This window comes from Pseudomonas sp. DR 5-09 (genome assembly GCF_001655595.1).
Taxonomy (GTDB): Bacteria; Pseudomonadota; Gammaproteobacteria; order Pseudomonadales; family Pseudomonadaceae; genus Aquipseudomonas; species Aquipseudomonas pharyngis.
Genome location: NZ_CP011566.1, coordinates 4482701 through 4501990 on the forward strand (window position 1 = coordinate 4482701; position 19290 = coordinate 4501990).

Annotated in this window: 17 protein-coding genes; 7 read left to right on the top strand and 10 right to left on the bottom strand. The window is 61.3% G+C overall.

The window, feature by feature from the left end; translation table 11 throughout:
- Positions 1 to 35: 35 nt before the first annotated feature.
- Entirely contained in the window at positions 36 to 2978 is a 2943-nt protein-coding gene (locus tag PDR5_RS20025) for an HD domain-containing phosphohydrolase (RefSeq protein WP_064598301.1), read from the top strand.
- Here the strand turns inward: PDR5_RS20025 and PDR5_RS20030 are convergent, their stop codons facing one another.
- Both PDR5_RS20030 and PDR5_RS20035 read right to left on the bottom strand, forming a co-directional pair.
- Positions 2979 to 3461 (bottom strand): GAF domain-containing protein, encoded by a 483-nt coding sequence (locus PDR5_RS20030; RefSeq protein ID WP_039770434.1) that lies wholly within the window; start codon positions 3459 to 3461, stop codon positions 2979 to 2981.
- Positions 3458 to 4348 carry an ATP-binding protein gene (locus PDR5_RS20035; protein WP_007955716.1) on the bottom strand — a complete coding sequence of 297 codons (891 nt, stop codon included), beginning with the start codon at positions 4346 to 4348 and terminating at the stop codon, positions 3458 to 3460. The genes PDR5_RS20030 and PDR5_RS20035 overlap by 4 nt, the downstream gene beginning before the upstream one ends.
- Positions 4349 to 4472: 124 nt before the next feature.
- Between PDR5_RS20035 and PDR5_RS20040 the strand changes: the two genes are divergently transcribed.
- Positions 4473 to 6836 carry a hybrid sensor histidine kinase/response regulator gene (locus PDR5_RS20040; protein ID WP_442963846.1) on the top strand — a complete coding sequence of 788 codons (2364 nt, stop codon included), beginning with the start codon at positions 4473 to 4475 and terminating at the stop codon, positions 6834 to 6836.
- Here PDR5_RS20040 and PDR5_RS20045 read toward each other — a convergent pair.
- The 3 genes from PDR5_RS20045 to msrB all read right to left on the bottom strand — a co-directional run bounded on the left by PDR5_RS20045 (position 6820) and on the right by msrB (position 8261).
- Complete coding sequence (locus tag PDR5_RS20045) at positions 6820 to 7281, bottom strand: MarR family winged helix-turn-helix transcriptional regulator (RefSeq protein ID WP_064598306.1); 462 nt, start codon at positions 7279 to 7281, stop codon at positions 6820 to 6822. The genes PDR5_RS20040 and PDR5_RS20045 overlap by 17 nt on opposite strands.
- On the bottom strand, positions 7278 to 7763 hold the full coding sequence (locus PDR5_RS20050) for a glutathione peroxidase (RefSeq protein WP_011335290.1): 486 nt from the start codon (positions 7761 to 7763) through the stop codon (positions 7278 to 7280). The genes PDR5_RS20045 and PDR5_RS20050 overlap by 4 nt, the downstream gene beginning before the upstream one ends.
- A 102-nt stretch (positions 7764 to 7865) precedes the next feature.
- Positions 7866 to 8261 carry a peptide-methionine (R)-S-oxide reductase MsrB gene (gene msrB, locus PDR5_RS20055; RefSeq protein ID WP_064598308.1) on the bottom strand — a complete coding sequence of 132 codons (396 nt, stop codon included), beginning with the start codon at positions 8259 to 8261 and terminating at the stop codon, positions 7866 to 7868.
- 225 nt (positions 8262 to 8486) lie between these two features.
- On the opposite strand from msrB, the gene PDR5_RS20060 reads away from it, so the two are divergent.
- Together PDR5_RS20060 and htpX are read left to right on the top strand one after the other, a co-directional pair.
- On the top strand, positions 8487 to 9698 hold the full coding sequence (locus PDR5_RS20060) for a pyridoxal phosphate-dependent aminotransferase (RefSeq protein WP_064598310.1): 1212 nt from the start codon (positions 8487 to 8489) through the stop codon (positions 9696 to 9698).
- A gap of 304 nt (positions 9699 to 10002) precedes the next feature.
- A complete protein-coding gene (gene htpX, locus PDR5_RS20065; protein ID WP_064598312.1) occupies positions 10003 to 10890 on the top strand; it encodes a protease HtpX in 888 nt (295 codons plus the stop codon).
- 59 nt (positions 10891 to 10949) lie between these two features.
- On the opposite strand, the gene PDR5_RS20070 is transcribed toward htpX, so the two are convergent.
- Positions 10950 to 11603 (bottom strand): thiopurine S-methyltransferase, encoded by a 654-nt coding sequence (locus tag PDR5_RS20070; protein WP_064598314.1) that lies wholly within the window; start codon positions 11601 to 11603, stop codon positions 10950 to 10952.
- A gap of 102 nt (positions 11604 to 11705) precedes the next feature.
- Between PDR5_RS20070 and PDR5_RS20075 the strand changes: the two genes are divergently transcribed.
- Positions 11706 to 12473, top strand: coding sequence for a DODA-type extradiol aromatic ring-opening family dioxygenase (locus PDR5_RS20075; protein WP_064598319.1), 768 nt, complete (start codon positions 11706 to 11708; stop codon positions 12471 to 12473).
- Positions 12474 to 12550: 77 nt separating this feature from the next.
- Here PDR5_RS20075 and PDR5_RS20080 read toward each other — a convergent pair whose 3' ends face one another.
- Positions 12551 to 14224 carry a DEAD/DEAH box helicase gene (locus PDR5_RS20080; RefSeq protein WP_007955707.1) on the bottom strand — a complete coding sequence of 558 codons (1674 nt, stop codon included), beginning with the start codon at positions 14222 to 14224 and terminating at the stop codon, positions 12551 to 12553.
- 422 nt (positions 14225 to 14646) lie between these two features.
- Between PDR5_RS20080 and PDR5_RS20085 the strand changes: the two genes are divergently transcribed.
- Complete coding sequence (locus tag PDR5_RS20085) at positions 14647 to 15438, top strand: crotonase/enoyl-CoA hydratase family protein (RefSeq protein WP_064598321.1); 792 nt, start codon at positions 14647 to 14649, stop codon at positions 15436 to 15438.
- Positions 15439 to 15441: 3 nt separating this feature from the next.
- Here the strand turns inward: PDR5_RS20085 and PDR5_RS20090 are convergent, their stop codons facing one another.
- A complete protein-coding gene (locus PDR5_RS20090) occupies positions 15442 to 16197 on the bottom strand; it encodes a spermidine synthase (protein ID WP_064598323.1) in 756 nt (251 codons plus the stop codon).
- A gap of 150 nt (positions 16198 to 16347) precedes the next feature.
- Here PDR5_RS20090 and PDR5_RS20095 point away from each other — a divergent pair, with 150 nt between their 5' ends.
- Entirely contained in the window at positions 16348 to 17694 is a 1347-nt protein-coding gene (locus PDR5_RS20095) for a class II 3-deoxy-7-phosphoheptulonate synthase (protein WP_064598326.1), read from the top strand.
- A 17-nt stretch (positions 17695 to 17711) separates the two neighbouring features.
- Here the strand turns inward: PDR5_RS20095 and PDR5_RS20100 are convergent, their stop codons facing one another.
- Together PDR5_RS20100 and PDR5_RS20105 are read right to left on the bottom strand one after the other, a co-directional pair.
- A complete protein-coding gene (locus tag PDR5_RS20100; RefSeq protein WP_064598329.1) occupies positions 17712 to 18932 on the bottom strand; it encodes a winged helix-turn-helix domain-containing protein in 1221 nt (406 codons plus the stop codon).
- A 64-nt stretch (positions 18933 to 18996) separates the two neighbouring features.
- Positions 18997 to 19212, bottom strand: a complete 216-nt coding sequence (locus tag PDR5_RS20105) for a DUF1127 domain-containing protein (protein ID WP_039770454.1) — start codon at positions 19210 to 19212, stop codon at positions 18997 to 18999.
- Positions 19213 to 19290 lie beyond the last annotated feature (78 nt).

A 19290-nucleotide genomic window follows, 5' to 3' on the forward strand; every position in this document is an offset into this window, starting at 1 on the left:
TGAGCAGTGTGCTTAACCTACACGGAGAGTCTGCAATGCCCAGCCCACTGCGCCCGGAAAGACGCCGGTTTCCGCTGCATGTACACATCAGCGTCATGTTCACCTTTCTGCTGTTGCTCACCGGGGTGGTGCTGGGCTTGTTCAACTACCACCAGACCACACACATCATTCTGTCGAGCAGTGAAAAGCTGTTCAGCCGGATCGAACAGGATGTACGTCTCGACCTGCAGGCCACTTATGCACCGATCCGGCACCTGCTGAGCCTGCTGGCAGAGACCCCCGCCGCCGGATCTTTCAACCTCGAATCGCGCATGGCGCTGCTCAAGCCGTTCAGTCAATCCCTGACGAACAACCCGGATCTGGCCTCGCTGTATCTGGGTTATGGCAATGGCGATTTTTTCATGGTTCGTCCGTTGCGCACGTCAGCGCTGAAAACCCTGCTCAAGGCGCCGGACGCAGCAGCGTTTCAAGTCTGGAGCATCGAACATGACGCCAGCGGTCAGACACATTCACAATCACTGTTCTTCGACCAGGCACTGTCCCCGGTCGGCCGACAGGACCACCCCGATGATCCTTATGATCCTCGCAGCCGGGCGTGGTACATCAACGCACGGCAGCAGGCCGAACAGATCACCACCGAACCCTACGTCTTTTTCTCCACCCACAACGTTGGCACGACGCTGGCCCGACGCAGCGGCGAGTACGCCGTGATCGGCGCCGACCTGACCCTTGATACACTCTCCGCGACCCTGATCAAACACGTGGTGACACCGGCCACGGAAATCGTCCTGTTCGACGCCGACGGCAACGCCGTGGCTTACCCCGACAGCCGCCGGCTGATCGTCGATGACCGCACGGCGCGCCTGGCCAAGGCTGCCGATTTGAGCCCCGCCTTGCACACCTTGTTGTCCGGGCACCAGGGCAATCGGCTCGAAGTAGACGGCCGACAATGGATCGTCGCCCGCAGCCAGCTGCAGGAAGGCGGACCGAAAGGTTTACAGTTGGCTTTACTGGTGCCCGAAGACGAACTGCTGGTCGATGCCTATCGCCTGCGCTGGCAAGGAGCGCTCATCACGCTGGCTACCTTGCTGCTATGTCTGCCACTGGGCTGGCTGATCTCGCGGGTGCTGGTGACGCCCTTGCATGCCTTGGTCAAGGAAGCCGATGCAATTCGCAGCTTCGACTTCAATTTCCCGGTGACCCGCCGATCGCTGGTGCTGGAGATTGACCAGTTGAGCCTGTCGATGGCTCGCATGAAAGACACCCTGGCCAGCTTCTTTCGCATCACTGACAGCCTGACCGCCGAAACCCGCTTCGACCCGCTGCTGCAACGGGTACTGTTCGAGACAGTGCAGATCGCCCAGGCCCAGGCGGGGCTGATTTATCTGCGTGAAAACGATGGCAATCGCATGGAGCCCTACGGCCTGGTGGTCGCAGACTCGTCTCAACCGTTGGCGACATTCGATCTGCAAAGCCGCAGTCTAGATGCCTCGCAAAGCCCCGAATGGTTCCGGCAACTGGCCAACGCCGACACGGTCGTGAGCAACCTGGGTTTCGAACAGGCCACCGACCTGCAGAAAGTGCTGCTGGCCATGGGTTCGCCGAGGGTGCATTTGATTGGAATCCGTCTGCATAACCGGCACAACGAAACCGTCGGCCTGCTGGTGCTGTTGATCAACGATGGCGGCACGCCGAGTGACCTGGAAAAACTCCGGCCAGATCGCATCGCCTTTCTGCAAGCGGTGTCCGGGGCGGCCGCGGTGAGTATCGAGAGTCAACGCCTGCAAGCCAGACAGAAACAACTGCTGGATGCGTTCATTCAACTGCTGGCCGGCGCCATTGATGCCAAGAGTCCTTATACCGGCGGGCATTGCCAGCGCGTGCCGGAACTGACCCTGATGCTCGCCCGTGCCGCTGCAGCCAGTCAGGCCCCGGCCTTCAGCGATTACCAGCCGAGCGAAGACGAATGGGAAGCCTTGCACATCGCTGCATGGCTGCACGACTGCGGCAAGGTCACGACCCCGGAATACGTGGTCGACAAAGCCACCAAGCTGGAGACCCTGAACGATCGCCTTCACGAAATCCGCACCCGCTTCGAAGTGCTCAAGCGCGACGCCTGGATCAACTATTGGCAAGCCCTGGCGTTGGGCGGTGAAGAACAGCAACTGGCCGGTCTACGCGAGGCCACCCTGAAAGCACTGGATGATGATTTTGCGTTCGTCGCCCGCTGCAATCTGGGCAGTGAAACCATGCTCGAGGTTGACCTGCAACGTCTGCAAGGCATCGCGCAACGCACCTGGACGCGCACGCTGGATGATCGCTTGGGCCTGTCATGGGAGGAGAACCGGCGTCAGGCACGCACCCCGGCACCGACCCTGCCGGTCACCGAACCGCTGCTGGCGGACAAGCCCGAACATCTGCTGGAGCGCGCCGAGAGCGAGCTGATCCCGGAAGACAATCCGTGGGGTTTCAAACTCGACGTGCCGCCCTACAAATACAATCGCGGCGAGCTGTACAACCTCTGCATCCCCCGGGGCACCCTGACCCGCGAAGAACGCTACATCATCAACCACCACATGGTGCAGACGATCCTGATGCTCAGTCACCTGCCCTTCCCCGGACATCTGAACAGCGTCGCGGAAATCGCCGGCGGGCATCACGAAAAAATGGACGGCACCGGTTATCCCAAGCGCCTGAAGCGCGAAGACATGAGCCTGCCGGCGCGCATGATGGCGATTGCCGACATCTTCGAAGCGCTGACCGCCGCCGATCGCCCGTACAAAAAGGCCAAGTCCCTGAGCCAAGCACTGGGGATCATGGCCACCATGTGCCGCGACGCGCACATCGATGCCGAGCTGTTCGAGCTGTTCATTCGCGATGGCGTGTATCTGCAATACGCCACGCGTTTTCTCGATCCACGGCAGATCGATGCCGTGGACCCGGCGGCCGTGCTGCTCAAGGCAGGCCTGACGACGTGATCAGCAATCGGTCAGACGCAGGAAGATCGCCGCCAGTTGTTCGATACCGGCCTGATCGTCCGTACCAAAACGCGCGAGCTTCGGGCTGTCGAGGTCGAGCACACCGATCAGGCGACCGTCCTTGACCAACGGGACCACCAGTTCGCTGTTCGACGCGCTGTCGCAGGCGATATGGCCGGGGAACGCATGAACGTCTTCGACCCGCTGCGTCTGCAGGCTGGCAGCCGCCGCGCCGCAAACGCCCCGACCGAACGGAATGCGCACGCAGGCGATCTGGCCCTGGAACGGGCCGAGCACCAGCTCTTCATTGCGATTGAGGTAGAAACCGGCCCAGTTCAGGTCATCGAGCTGGTTGAACAGGAACGCCGAAAACTGCGCGGCGTTGGCGATGAAATCGCGCTCGTCCGCCAGCAGCGACTCCAGTTGCGCGGCCAACATGCCATAGCCTTCGAGGCCCTGGCCGCTCTGCTGCAAATCAATCATGCCTTGTGCTCCAACAATTTCAGTCCCACCCAATAACGGGCGAATTGGTAGGCGCAACGTCCGTTGCGGTTGCCGCGGCCGGTTGCCCAGCGCACGGCGAGGATGTCCAGTTGTTCGTCGCGTTCCCAGCTCAGGCCGGCCTTGGCGGCCAACTGGCCGATCCAGTGTTCGACGACGTTGAGGAAATGTTCCTGGGTAAACGGATAGAACGACAGCCACAGGCCGAAGCGATCCGACAGCGCGATCTTGTCTTCCACCGCTTCGCTCGGATGCAGTTCGCCATCGACGCGCTTCCAGTTTTCGTTGTCGCTTTCCTTCTCCGGCACCAGATGGCGGCGGTTGGAGGTGGCGTACAACAACACGTTGTCCGGCGCCTGTTCGAGCGAGCCGTCCAGCACACTTTTCAGCACGCGGTAGTCGCCTTCGCCGGACTCGAACGACAGGTCATCGCAGAACAGCACAAAACGTTGCGGCAGCTTGGCGATCTGCTCCACCACCCGTGGCAGGTCCGCCAGGTGATCACGCTCGATTTCGATCAGACGCAAACCGGCCTTGGCGTGTTCAGCCAGCAACGCACGCACCAGCGACGATTTACCGGTACCGCGCGACCCCCACAGCAGCGCATGGTTGGCCGGCATGCCGTCGAGAAATTGCTGAGTGTTGCGGCCCAGTTGCTCCAGCTGCCGGTCGACGCCGATCAGGTCCGACAGGCGCATGTCGAGGCTGACTTCCAGCGGCAGCAGATAACCGCTGCGACCGTCACGTTGCCAGCGAGCGGCAAGGCAGGTGCCCCAATCGATGACCGGGCGTGGCGCCGGCAGCAGTGGTTCGATCCGCGCCAGAACCGACTCGGCGCGCTCAAGAAAAGCATTCAATCGGGAATCCACGTCTTCTCCTCGGGCTCGTTCACAGTAATGATGGCGGTGCAGCGACGACAGACAGCGTTCGAAACCTGTCCCAGGCCTTGTTACAAGGCGCTTCGGGAACCCCGGAATCCGTGCATGATCGACTATGCTTGAGCAGCGAAGGGAAACGGAAGTGGTTCAACACCCCATGGATATCAAATTCACCCACCGGCTGTCGTACAAACAGGCCCGGCTTACCGTGCTGGTCGGGTTCATTCTGGGCACGCTGCTCAGCCTGCTGCAAATCGGCATCGATTATGCCAGTGAAGACGCGTCCATCAACCGTGAAATCCTGTCGTTGCTGGAAATCAGCCATAACCCGGCCTCGCGCATCGCCTACAACATCGACGCCGAACTGGCGCAAGAACTGACCCTGGGCCTGCTGCGCTCGCCAGCGATCATCTCGGCGCAACTGACCGACAACAATCAGACGGTGCTGGCCAACGTCAAACGGCCGGAGCTGCAAAGCGGCTACCGGATGATCAGCGACTTCCTGTTCGGCGCCAAACGTCAGTTTGAAGACCGCCTCTATCTCGATCACTTGCCCAACGAATCCCTAGGCACCCTGAAACTGGAAGTCGACACCTACGCGTTCGGCAGCCGCTTCCTGCGCCGTGCCGAGGTCACGTTGCTCAACGGCTTCGCCCGCAGCCTGATTCTCACCGGAATTCTGCTCGCGCTGTTCTATGTGATGCTGACCAAACCTCTGGTACGGGTAATCCGCGAACTCAGCGGTCGCGACCCGCGCAGCGCCGAGCCGACCACCCTGGAATGTCCAGCCGGGCATGCCAATGACGAGATCGGCGTGCTGGTCAAGGTCGCCAACCAGCAGTTCGAGAACATCGCCACGGAAATCCAGCAGCGACGCAATGCGGAAAACCGCCTCACTGAATACCTCGCACAACTCGAAGACATCGTGTCGGCGCGTACCGCAGAGCTCAAGGCGATCAATGCACGACTCAGCCAGTCCAACCAGGAGCTTGAAGTGGCTCGCAGTACGGCGCTGGACATGGCCGAGGCACGCTCGGCATTTCTCGCCAACATGAGCCACGAGATCCGCACTCCGCTCAACGGCCTGCTGGGGATGATCGCCCTCTCGCTCGACGGCCCGCTGAATGCCGAACAGCAGCAGCAACTGTCCATCGCCCACGACTCGGGCAAAGTGCTGGTGGAGCTGCTCAACGACATTCTCGACCTGTCCAAATTCGATGCAGGGCAACTTGAACTCGAACACATTCCCTTCGATCTCGGTTCACTGATCGAAGACACCGCCAACCTGCTGTCACAAAACGCGGCACCGAGCGTCGAGCTGACATGCCTGATCGATCCATACTTTCCGGCGCTGGTGCTCGGCGATCCGACCCGGGTCAGGCAGATCGTCAGCAACCTGCTGTCCAATGCGCTGAAATTCACCCGCTTCGGTCGGGTCGATGTGCGTCTGTCCACCTGGAAGGACGGCGTTCGAATCGAAGTCTGCGACACCGGCATCGGTATCGCCCAGGAAGCCCAGGTGAAGATTTTCCAGCCGTTCACCCAGGCGGGGGCCGGCATCACTCGTCAGTACGGCGGCACCGGGCTCGGTCTGGCGCTGACCTACAACCTGTGCGAAGCCATGCAGGGACGTCTGACGATCAGTTCCGAAGTGGGTTTCGGCAGCCAGTTCTGCGCCGAACTGCCACTGCCCTGCCACACCCGCGCGGTGATTCCGCCACCGTTGCACGGCAAGGTGCTGGCGATCACCAACGCGGTCAGCGGGCTGGCGGAACTGCTGGAAAGCCTGCTGCCGGTCTGGGGGCTGACCTACGAGCAGCGAACCCTCGACGATCCGCTGCTCGGTCTGTCCCCCGACGTCATCATCACCGATTGCCCCGAATGCCTGTTCGGCCTGCGCCCGGTGATGACGGCGCCGATTCTGCTGGTGACCGCCTATGGCAGCTTCTTGCCGGGTGAAGAAGCCGCGGCCCTCTCCCCGTTGCAGCAGCAGGCCCGACCGCTGGCTCGCAACGCGCTGTATCAGAATCTGCGTCGGACGCTGTTGCCGGACCTCACCACCATCGACCGTGGACGCCTTGAGAGCGTGCCGTCGCAGCGGCGCGGTCGGGTGCTGCTGGTGGAAGACAACCCGGTCAACCAGTTGGTGGCCAAGGGCATGCTGGGCAAACTGGGGTGCGATGTCGTGGTTGCCGCCCATGGAGTGGAGGCACTGGATCAGCTGGAACACGACGAGTTCGATCTGGTGCTGATGGACTGCAACATGCCAGTGATGGACGGCTACGAAGCCAGCCGCCAGATCCGCCAGAGCGGTCGCTGGCCGCACTTGCCGATTGTCGCCCTGACCGCCAACGCGATGTCCGAGGAACGGGAGCGCTGCCGGGCGGCGGGCATGAGCGACTACCTGGCCAAGCCGTTTCGCCGTGAAGAGCTGGCGGCGCTGCTGGATCAGTGGATACCTACTACGACAACGCTTTGATCTGGCCCAGCAGGTGATCGAGTCCCTCACGCAACTCGTTGAGCCGGTCCAGATCCAGCCCGCTCTCGCACAACAGCTGCGCCTTCAATGGCCCGACCTGTTCACGCAGCGCCTGCCCTTGTGGAGTAAGGCTCAGATGAACCTCGCGCTCGTCACGGGCCGAGCGTTGACGCTGAACCAGTTCAAGTTGCTCCAGACGCTTGAGCAGCGGCGTCAGCGTTCCTGAGTCCAGTGCCAACCGCTCACCCAGCGCCTTGACGGTCGGTTGCTCCGGCGCGGTTTGCTGCCATTCCCACAACACCAGCATCGCCAGGTATTGCGGGTAGGTCAGGCCAAGCCGATCAAGCATCGGCTTGTAGCCACGGATCACCGCCCGCGATGCGGCATACAACTTGAAGCACAGTTGGCTGTCGAGCCTCAGCGAATCGGCGGACAGGTTGTTCATTTGAGCAGGGCTTCGATCTCGCGGCTCAAATCCTGCGGCTTGGTGGCCGGGGCGAAACGCTTGACCAACTGGCCGTCCTTGCCGATCAGGAATTTGGTGAAGTTCCACTTGATGCCCTGGGAGCCCAGCACGCCCGGCGCGCGTTTCTTCAATTGCACAAACAGCGGGTGCGCACCGGTCCCATTGACTTCGATCTTCTTGAACAGCGGGAAGCTGACGCCGTAGTTCAGTTCGCAGAACTCGCTGATGGCGCCCTCGTTGCCCGGCTCCTGCTTGCCGAACTGGTTGCACGGGAAGCCCAGCACCACCAGGCCCTGATCCTTGTATGTCTGCCACAGCTCCTCAAGGCCTTTGTACTGCGGCGTGAAACCGCATTTGCTGGCGGTATTGACCACCAGCACCGCCTTGCCGGCGAAATCGGCGAGGGTCTTCTGCTCGCCCTTGATGGTGGTGCACGGAATGTTCAGCAGGTTATCGCTCATGGTGCGCACTCTTGAGAAATGGGTAGACGGCAAAAATAGCGAGCAATTGAATTGTGTGCAATTTAATTATCCGAAAGGCGACCCGAGGATCGCCCGTATCGGTTACTCGCGCGGCACCAGGTCCAGGCACACCGAGTTGATGCAGTAACGCAGGCCGGTCGGCGGCGGACCGTCCGGGAACACGTGGCCAAGGTGTGCATCGCACTTGGCGCATTTCACTTCGGTGCGGATCATGCCGTGGCTGGTGTCACGGATTTCGGTCATCGCGTTGTCGCCGATCGGCGCGTAGAAGCTTGGCCAGCCGCAACCGGAGTCGAATTTGGTCCTGGAGTCGAACAGCGGCTCATTGCAGCAGATGCAGTGGTAGACGCCATCGGTCTTGGTGGCGTTGTACTTGCCGGAGAACGGCCGCTCGGTGGCGCTCAGGCGGCACACGTTGAACTGCTCGGGGTCGAGCATCGCCCGCCATTCTTCCAGGGTCTTTTCAATCTTTTCCATCATCACACCTCAGCGGCTGAAAAAGCCCGATCTGTACCTTTTCCACGGATCGGGCGGCACGTATGATTGCGCCTCGTCACACGCCAGTCTGGCAGCGGGTTCCTGCGCATTCAAACGGATTGTTGGAAACCGCCGCTCGAGACACTTGCCTGTGTGAAGACGCAGGATTCCCAGCACGGTTGTCCACCCGCCGCCTGGATCGTTCATTTTCGGGATCACATCGCCATGCAGTTCAGCAAATCGAACAAGCTCGCCAACGTCTGCTACGACATTCGCGGCCCGGTGCTCAAGCACGCCAAACGCCTGGAAGAGGAAGGCCATCGCATCCTCAAGCTGAACATCGGCAACCCGGCACCCTTTGGTTTCGAGGCGCCGGACGAAATTCTCCAGGATGTGATCCGCAACCTGCCGACCGCCCAGGGCTACAGCGATTCCAAAGGCCTGTTCAGCGCGCGCAAGGCGGTGATGCAGTACTACCAGCAGAAGCAGGTCGAAGGTGTCGGCATCGAAGACATCTACCTGGGCAACGGCGTGTCCGAGCTGATCGTAATGTCGTTGCAAGCGCTGCTCAACAACGGTGACGAAGTGCTGGTGCCGGCGCCGGACTACCCGCTGTGGACCGCTGCCGTGAGCCTGGCCGGTGGTAACGCGGTGCATTACCTGTGCGACGAAGGCGCCGGCTGGTTCCCGGACCTGGCCGACATCAAGGCGAAAATCACCCCGAACACCAAGGCGATGGTGATCATCAACCCGAACAACCCGACTGGCGCGGTGTATTCGAAGGAAGTGCTGCTGGGCATGCTCGAGCTGGCCCGTCAGCACAACCTGGTGGTGTTCTCCGACGAGATCTACGACAAGATCCTCTACGACGACGCCGTGCACATCTGCACCGCATCCCTGGCCCCGGATCTGCTGTGCCTGACCTTCAACGGTCTGTCCAAATCATATCGCGTGGCCGGTTTCCGCTCCGGCTGGATCGCCATCTCCGGGCCGAAACACAACGCTCACAGCTACATCGAAGGCATCGACATGCTGGCCAATATGCGCCTGTGCGCCAACGTGCCAAGCCAGCATGCGATCCAGACCGCCTTGGGCGGCTATCAGAGCATCAACGATCTGGTACTGCCGCAAGGCCGTTTGCTGGAGCAACGTAACCGCACCTGGGAGTTGCTCAACGACATCCCCGGCGTGAGCTGCGTGAAGCCGATGGGCGCGCTGTACGCATTCCCGAAGATTGACCCGAAAGTCTGCCCGATCCATAACGACGAAAAATTCGTGCTCGATCTGCTGCTCTCCGAGAAGCTGCTGGTGGTGCAAGGTACGGCGTTCAATTGGCCGTGGCCTGACCACTTCCGTGTGGTGACCCTGCCGCGGGTCGATGACCTGGACATGGCCATCGGTCGCATCGGCAACTTCCTCAAGTCCTACCGCCAGTAACCGGCGCTCGGTGCGCAACGGCCCGAACGTTGCGCACTGTCTGATTCAGCAACACTTCTGCTGCGCCCCTCCTCCAGCACCTTCTACACTTGCGATTCATACCAATCATGCGTGCCTGACGCAATCAGGGCGGGTGGTGCGTGCCTGTCATCCATAGCGATTTCACCGGTGGGAAATGTCCCATGGCAGGGCGAATCCGGTGTAGGACACAGTTTGAAATAGTCACTCGGTTGAATCGCCAGGTGCCGCACCTTATATACCCCGCAGTACGCTACATCTTTAGCTTGAGGAGATTTCTACAACCATGATGCGCATTCTGCTGTTTTTGGCCACTAACCTGGCGGTCGTGCTGATAGCCAGCATCACCTTGAGCCTTTTCGGGTTCAACGGGTTCATGGCGGCCAACGGGGTTGATCTCAACCTCAATCAGCTGCTGGTTTTCTGTGCAGTCTTTGGTTTCGCCGGTTCCCTGTTCTCGCTGTTCATCTCCAAGTGGATGGCGAAGATGAGCACCAGCACCCAGATCATCACCCAGCCACGTACTCGCCACGAACAATGGCTGCTGCAAACCGTCGAGCAACTGTCCCGGGAAGCCGGGATCAAGATGCCCGAAGTCGGGATTTTCCCGGCCTATGAAGCCAACGCCTTCGCCACCGGCTGGAACAAGAACGACGCACTGGTCGCGGTCAGCCAGGGCTTGCTCGAGCGTTTCAAGGAAGATGAAGTGCGGGCCGTGCTGGCCCACGAGATCGGCCACGTGGCCAACGGCGACATGGTCACCCTGGCGCTGATCCAGGGCGTCGTGAACACCTTCGTGATGTTCTTCGCGCGGATCATCGGCAACTTCGTCGACAAGGTGATTTTCAAGAACGAAGAAGGCCAGGGCATGGCCTACTACATCGCGACCATCTTCGCCGAGCTGGTGCTGGGCATTCTGGCCAGCGCAATCGTGATGTGGTTCTCGCGCAAACGCGAGTTCCGTGCCGACGATGCCGGCGCCCGCCTGGCCGGTACGGGGGCGATGATCAACGCCTTGCAACGCTTGCGCGCCGAACAGGGCCTGCCGGTGCACATGCCTGACACCCTGAATGCGTTCGGCATCAACGGCGGTATCAAACAGGGGTTTGCTCGCATGTTCATGAGCCACCCGCCGCTGGAAGAGCGTATCGACGCCCTGCGTCGTCGCGGTTGATCAAACCGGCGCACCAACCAAAAGGCCCGCAGTGATGCGGGCCTTTTTTTGCCTGTCGATTACTCCCCGCAAATCCGGTAAACCCGCTCTTCCAGCCGAGTTACGCCGGCTTGTACGAACTTCCAGCTGTCACCGAGCACATCCTGCTCCTCCAGCATCTCGACACGCCAGGTACTGCCCAGCAAACGCTGCACTTCGGCATCATCTACGGAAAATGGCGGCCCTGCCATCTGTGACTGATCGTAATCCAGCGTCACCAACAGCCCTCGGCATGTCGGCAAAAGACCCTGCAAGTGCGCCGCATAACGCTCGCGCATCGCTTGCGGCAAGGCAATCACTGCCGCACGGTCATACAGCGCGGTGCAACCCGCCACGTCAGCCGCAGTCAGCGAAAAAAAATCCCCGCACCACAACTCGATCGCGTCAGCGCGATAAACCTTGAAGTCGCCCTGCTCGCTCACCTGCGGCTGCAATTGCTGCTCACGGAAGAAGTCTTCCACGGCCTTCTCCGACAGCTCGACGCCGAGCACCCGATGCCCACGCCCGGCAAGCCACAGCAGATCCAGGCTTTTCCCACACAACGGCACCAACACACGCGCCTGCGCCGGGATGGCCAGATCGGGCCAGTGCCGCTGCAAATACGGGTTCACCTCCGGCTGGTGAAAGCCGATCTGGTTCGATTCCCACTTCTTGTGCCAAAACTCCGGCTGCATGCATCCTCCTAAGAATTCGATCAAAAGGCGTTAAAACTTATATTGGAATTAGATCAATGAACTGACTGAAGATGAACCATCTTAACGCTCAGGAACCCTTCCATGTTTCCCAGCCTGTTTATCTCCCACGGTTCGCCCATGCTGGCACTGGAGCCCGGCGCCAGCGGCCCGGCCCTGGCCCGGTTGGCGGCCGAACTGCCACGCCCGAAAGCCATCGTGATCGTTTCCGCCCACTGGGAAAGCCATGAGCTGCTGGTCAGCAGCAATCCGCAACCGGAAACCTGGCACGACTTCGGCGGTTTCCCCCGCGCGCTGTTTGAAGTGCAGTATCCGGCCCCGGGCGATCCGCAACTGGCTCGTGAGGTTGCCGATCTGCTGACCGCCAACAACCTTCCGGCACGTCTCGACCCGCAACGACCGTTCGATCACGGCGTGTGGGTACCACTGTCGCTGATGTACCCGCAGGCCGACATCCCGGTGGTTCAGGTTTCCCTGCCCAGCCGTGGCGGCCCGGCCCTACAGAACCGCGTCGGCCAGGCGCTGACCAGGCTGCGCGAACAGGGCATTCTGTTGATCGGCTCCGGCAGCATCACCCACAACTTACGGGAACTGGACTGGCACGCCGGCCCGGAGAGTGTCGAGCCGTGGGCCCGGGATTTCCGCGACTGGATAGTCGACAAACTGGCCGCCAACGACGAAGCCGCCCTGCACGATTACCGTCAGCAGGCACCCAACGCAGTACGCAACCATCCAAGCGACGAGCACCTGTTGCCGCTGTACTTCGCCCGCGGCGCTGGCGGCGACTTCAGCATTGCCCATCAAGGTTTCACCATGGGCGCGCTGGGCATGGACATCTACCGCTTCGGCTGATGCCCAAATCGCAGACATAAAAAATCCCCGAACCAGTCGGGGATTTTTTATGTTCGATCAATCAGCCCTTGAGCGGATCAATCTTCGCGGTAGCGACGCAGTTTCAGCTGCTTACCGGCAACGCGAGTGTCCTTCAGCTTGGTCAGGAGTTTGTCCAGACCATCTTCCGGCAGCTCGACGAGGCTGAAGCTGTCACGCACCTGGATGCGACCGATGGCTTCACGTGCCAGACCACCTTCGTTGAGGATGGCGCCGAGCAGGTTTTTCGCCGCGATACCGTCACGCGCGCCCAGCGCAGTACGGCAACGAGCACGGCCTTCGCCCAAAGGCATTGGCGCACGACGCTCACGATCACCACGGTCCGGACGATCACCGGAACGCTCAGGACGGTCGCCACGCGGCGCGCTGTTCGGCACCAGTGGACGTTCCTTCTCGATCGCTGCCAGGTTCAACGCCTGACCATTGGTAGCCTTGCGCAGCAGTGCGGCAGCCAGGGCACGCGGGGTGCAACCGATGTCGGCGGTCAGGCGATCCAGCAGATCACCGTGGGTCGATTCGGCGTCAGCCACCAGCGGCGACAGGCTGTTGGTCAGTTTCTTGATGCGGGCATCGAGAACGGCCTGAGCGTCGGGCAGACGCACTTCGGCAACTTTCTGACCGGTTACACGCTCGATTACCTGCAGCATGCGGCGCTCACGTGGCGTCACCAGCAGCAGCGCGCGGCCTTCGCGACCGGCACGGCCGGTACGGCCGATACGGTGCACGTAGGATTCCGGATCGTACGGCATGTCCACGTTGAACACGTGGGTGATGCGCGGTACGTCCAGGCCACGGGCGGCAACGTCGGTCGCCACAACGATGTCCAGACGGCCATCCTTGAGCGAGTCGATCACGCGCTCACGCTGGTTCTGGGCGATGTCGCCGTTCAACGCGGCGGCTTTGTAGCCTTTGGCGTCGAGGGCGCTGGCCAGATCCAGGGTCGCTTGCTTGGTGCGCACGAACATGATCAGAGCGTCGAAATCTTCCACTTCCAGCAAGCTGAGAACGGCAGAGGTCTTCTGGTCAGCGTGAACCAACAGGTGAGCCTGTTCGATCGCGGTAACGGTCTGGGTCTTGCTCTGGATCTTCACGTGCTTTGGATCGCGCAGGTGACGCTCGGCGATGGCACGGATCGATTGCGGCAGGGTCGCCGAGAACAATACGGTCTGACGGGTTTCCGGCATGGCCTTGAAGATGACTTCGAGGTCGTCCATGAAGCCCAGTTTGAGCATTTCGTCTGCTTCGTCGAGAACCAGGTGGTTCACGGTCTGCAGTACTTTTTCGTCGCGACGCAGGTGGTCGCACAGACGGCCCGGAGTGGCGACAACGATCTGTGCGCCATTACGGATTGCTTTCAATTGTGGGCCCATCGGCGCGCCGCCGTAGACAGCCACAACAGTCACGCCCGGCATTTGCTTGGCGTAGGTTTCGAAAGCGGTTGCAACTTGTAGCGCCAACTCACGAGTTGGGGCCAGGATCAGAGCTTGCGGCTCGCGCTTGGACGGATCAATGCGGTGCAGAATAGGCAGGGCAAAGGCAGCGGTTTTACCGGTACCGGTTTGCGCCTGACCAATCATATCGTGACCGGCGAGGATGATCGGGATCGACTGCTGCTGAATGGCCGAAGGCTCTTCATAGCCGGTAGCGACTACTGCAGCGACAATATTGGGATGAAGTTCAAGAGCGGCGAAGCCGCCGATTTCCTGGGTCATGGGTCTGCCTCTAAGTGCATCCGCAAAGACCCATGCTCCAAAGCTGCACATGCCGTGTTGAGACTCAAGAGTCGCCCTGGCAGCTTTGTCGGCGGGGATTTGCGAAAACGAATGAATGAAAAAGAATCGTCAAGGAAGAGCCCGCAGTGCGGACGTGCAGCCGAAGCTGACTTCGGGGAATTGCGCTACCTAAACGCGGCCCGGTTAAAGGCCGGCGCGCACTATACCGGAATTTGCCCAAAAAGGGAGCTTTTTTTATCGGCGAGATGCAGTTGTCACCGCTGTGTAACGGGGTTTTGCGGATAATCGGGCAAAGGTCTATTTTTCAAAGACCCCGGCCCTGCGGGCGATGGCGCTTAAACGATTCACCGATGTGCGGCATCTGGTCGCTGCACCCTTTCTTCCCCTGCGAGGAAACACCCATGAATCAGCCCTGCCCCGGCCGCGTGAGCCGTGCGCGTCATGGTCACGTGCATTTGATCGGCCTGGACCGCGCCGCCAAGCGCAATGCCTTCGACCTCGACCTGCTCAACGACCTGGCCCTGGCCTACGGCGAATTCGAGGCCGACAGCGACGCACGGGTGGCGGTGGTGTTCGGGCATGGCGAGCATTTCACCGCCGGGCTCGATCTGGTCAACGCCAGTTCCGCCCTCGCCCAGGGCTGGCAGGTGCCGCCCGGTGGTTGCGATCCATGGGGCGTGTTCGTCGGGCCGCGGGTCAGCAAACCGGTGATCGTCGCTGCGCAGGGTTATTGCCTGACCATCGGCATCGAGCTGATGCTCGCTGCTGACATCAACCTGTGCGCCAGCAACACCCGCTTCGCCCAGATGGAAGTGCAGCGTGGGATCTTTCCGTTCGGCGGTGCGACGCTACGCTTTCATCAGATCGCCGGTTGGGGCAACGCGATGCGCTGGCTGCTGACCGGCGACGAATTCGATGCCCACGATGCGCTACGCCTGGGGCTGGTGCAGGAAATCATGGCCACTGAAGATTTGCTGCCACGCGCCATCGAACTGGCCGAGCGCATTGCCCGCCAGGCGCCGCTTGGCGTACAGGCGACGCTGATGTCAGCGCGGCAGGCACGCTATGAAGGTGAGACCGCAGCGGCGCAGAGCTTGCCGCCGCTGGTGAAGAAGTTGCTGGCCACTGAAGATGCCAAGGAAGGTGTGCGCTCGCTGGTGGAGCGCAGACCAGGGGTTTTCAAAGGCCTTTGAAGATCAGGTCGCCGGACGGATGCAGTTGATCAACGACTGCAACGAGTAGCCCAGCTTCGGCGCCAGCGCTTCAGCCCGTGCCGTCAGCGCCTGCATGTCCAGCACCTGATCCAGATCCGCCGGCACGATCAGAATCACGTTGCCCTCCTTCACCGGCAGTTCCCAGTAATGCCGGTGATAGAGCCCGCGCAACAGCGCCGCGCCCAACGGTTTGCCGTCGTCGGTGGCCCATTGGTTGATCACCAGCCAGCCACCGGGATTCAGACGTTTCTGACAGTCCCCGAGGAAATTCCACGCAAGGTGCCCGGCGCCGGGGCCGACATCGGTGTACAGGTCGACGAAGATCAGATCCGCAGGTTCAGCGGTCGGCAGCAGTTCGAGGGCATCACCGACGCGGATGTACAGCCGTGGATCGTCATCCAGCCCGAGGTATTCGATGGCCAGACGCGGCACGTCCGGGCGCAACTCGATGGCTTCGACATCTTCCAGCGGCAGGAACTTGAGGCAGGCCTGGGTCAGCGTGCCCGCGCCCAGCCCGAGGAACAGCGCGCTCTCCGGCTGCTCATGGCACAACGCGCCGATCAGCATCGCCCGGGTGTAGTCGTACTCCAGCCAGCTCGGGTCGGCGGTAAACACACAGCTTTGCTCGATGGCATCGCCGAACTCCAGAAAGCGGTAGTCGGCCACTTCCAGCACGCGAATCACGCCGAACTCATCCTGTACCTCGGCGAGCAACAGCTCGGCGCGCTCCTCAGTCATTTCGTCTCCTGGTGGTCACCGGGCGCGGTGACGCGATGGCACCGCTGCGGTGCCGTGGCAAAGCGGCGATTGTCGGCGAAGCGGCGGGAGCAGGTCACGCACTAATTGCTGCTAACATGGCCGTCCGTGCGTAGAACCTTAGAGACCGTGATGAGCCAACCCTGGAGCCCTGACAGCTGGCGCGCCCTGCCGATCCAGCAACAACCCCAATACCCCGACGCCGCGCATCTGCGCCAGGTCGAGCAGACGCTGGCCAGCTATCCGCCGCTGGTGTTTGCCGGCGAAGCGCGCGAGCTGCGCCGTCAGTTTGCCGAAGTCACCCAGGGCCGGGCGTTCCTGCTGCAAGGCGGCGACTGCGCCGAAAGCTTCGCCGAGTTCTCCGCCGCGAAGATTCGCGACACCTTCAAAGTGCTGCTGCAAATGGCAATCGTCATGACCTTCGCCGCCGGTTGCCCGGTGGTCAAGGTCGGGCGCATGGCCGGTCAGTTCGCCAAGCCGCGCTCGGCCAACGACGAGACCATCAACGGCGTGACCCTGCCGGCCTACCGGGGCGACATCGTCAACGGCATCGGTTTCGACTCGGCCAGCCGCGTACCGGATCCTGAGCGTCTGCTGCAGTCCTATCACCAGTCCACCGCCACCCTCAACCTGCTGCGCGCCTTCGCCCAGGGCGGTTTTGCCGACCTGCATCAGGTGCACAAGTGGAACCTGGACTTCATCGCCAATTCGGCGCTGGCCGAAAAGTACAGCCACCTCGCCGACCGCATCGATGAAACCCTGGCATTCATGCGCGCCTGCGGCATGGACAGCTCGCCGCAACTGCGCGAAACCAGTTTCTTCACCGCCCACGAAGCGCTGCTGCTGAACTACGAAGAAGCCTTCGTGCGCCGCGACAGCCTGACCAACGATTACTACGATTGCTCGGCGCACATGCTGTGGATCGGCGACCGCACCCGTCAGCTCGATGGCGCCCACGTCGAATTCCTGCGCGGGGTGAACAACCCGATCGGTGTCAAAGTCGGCCCGAGCATGAACCCCGACGACCTGATCCGCCTGATCGACGTGCTCAACCCGGACAACGATCCGGGCCGCCTCAACCTGATCGCACGGATGGGCGCGAACAAGGTCGGCGATCACCTGCCGGCGCTGATCCGTGCGGTGCAACGTGAAGGCAAGCAGGTGCTGTGGAGTTCCGACCCTATGCACGGCAACACCATCAAGGCCAGCAGCGGTTACAAGACTCGCGACTTCGCGCAGATTCTTGGTGAGGTGAAGCAGTTCTTCCAGGTTCATGAAGCGGAAGGCAGCTACGCTGGCGGCATCCACATCGAGATGACCGGGCAGAACGTCACCGAGTGCATCGGTGGCGCGCGGCCAATCACTGAAGATGGCTTGTCGGATCGCTATCACACTCACTGCGACCCACGGATGAATGCCGATCAGTCGCTGGAACTGGCGTTCTTGATCGCAGAAACGCTGAAACAGGTCAAACGCTAAATCGCGAGGGCGCTGGCTCAGTCAATTTGAGCCAGCGCCATCCGCAACCGCCCTGCACTTTCCCGCTGACAATTGAGCTGCACCTGCTCAAGCCCCAACCAGTCCGCCATGCGCCGCAGGTTCAGCGCCAGGGCCAGCATCCCCGCCTCGTCCAGCCCCGTTTCTTCCTCGTGCACCGCATGCACCGCCAACCGCCCCGCCACCCGTTCGGCGCGCAGATCAACCCGCGCGGCAATCCGTTCGTTGTGCAGGAACGGCAGCACGTAATAGCCGTAGACCCGCTTTTCCTGCGGCGTGTAGATCTCCAGCCGATAGCGAAAATCGAACAGCCGCTCGGTCCGGCTGCGCTCCCAGATCAGTGAATCGAAAGGTGACAGCAGCGCGCTGGCTTCGACTTTTCGAGGGATTTTCGGCTCGGGCAGGCAATAAGCGATCTGCCGCCATCCGGCGACTTCGCAAGTCAGCAGCTGCCCGTCCTCGACCAGTTCGGCCAGACGCGGGCGGGCATCGGAAGGATTCAGTCGGAAGTAATCACGCAGGTCTTTTTCCGTGCCGACACCCAGCGCCTGCGCTGCATGCAGCAGCAAACCGCGCTGCGCCTCAGCCTCATCGGGCAATGGCTGGTGCAGCACGGAAGCCGGAATGACGCGCTCCGGCAAGTCATATAACCGCTCGAAGCCACGGCGTCCGGCGACGGTGACTTCGCCAGCAGCAAACAGCCACTCCAACGCGTGCTTTTCCGCGCTCCAGTCCCACCACGGCCCGGCCTTTTCTTCGCGGGTCGAAAGGCTGCCGGCGCCCAATGCACCCTGTTCTTCGACCGACGCCAGCACCCGGCGAATGGTGTCCTGTTGCTCGCGACCGAACCGCGCCAGTTGCTGATAAATGTCTTCACCGCGTTTGGCCCGCTGCATGCGCCAGCCCATCAACGGGTACATCGACAACGGCAGCAGCGACGCTTCATGGCCCCAATATTCGAACAGCGAACGACGTCGCCCCGAACTCCAGGCAGCCTGGTCGAGCAAGTCAGCAGAATAGGAACCGAGACGGGAGAACAGCGGCAGGTAATGCGAGCGCACCACAGCGTTGACGGAGTCGATCTGCAACAGACCGAGGCGTTCGATCAGCCGGTTGAGGTGCATGGCCTTGACAGCCGGCGGCTGGCGCCCGTGAAACCCTTGGGCAGCCAGTGCCAGACGTCGAGCCTGTTTAAGGGAAAAGGACAGTGTCGCGGGCATGTGTACCTCCATGTCTGCTCGCAACCTACCTCACTGCAAGAGGGTTTGTGTAGCGATGGCCTCATCATTTATGCATCGGATCGTCCCAGAACGGCCGCACCGACTCGTGTTCGACATCGGCACGGCTGACCCCGATGTCCTTGAGCGCTTCGTCGCTCAGGCTGGCGAGCAGCTCGCGCTCACGGTGCAATTCGTACCACCGGCTAAACTTGTGCAACAGATCGGAAACGATATGGCCGGAAAATTTTTCTTCGCCTGCGTACTCTCTTTGACCTTTCATCGTGTTGCCTCCTTTTTGGGATGGCTCAAGTCTCCCGCCAGAGCTACGATCAATCCAACGAATGTTTCTGATGGCATG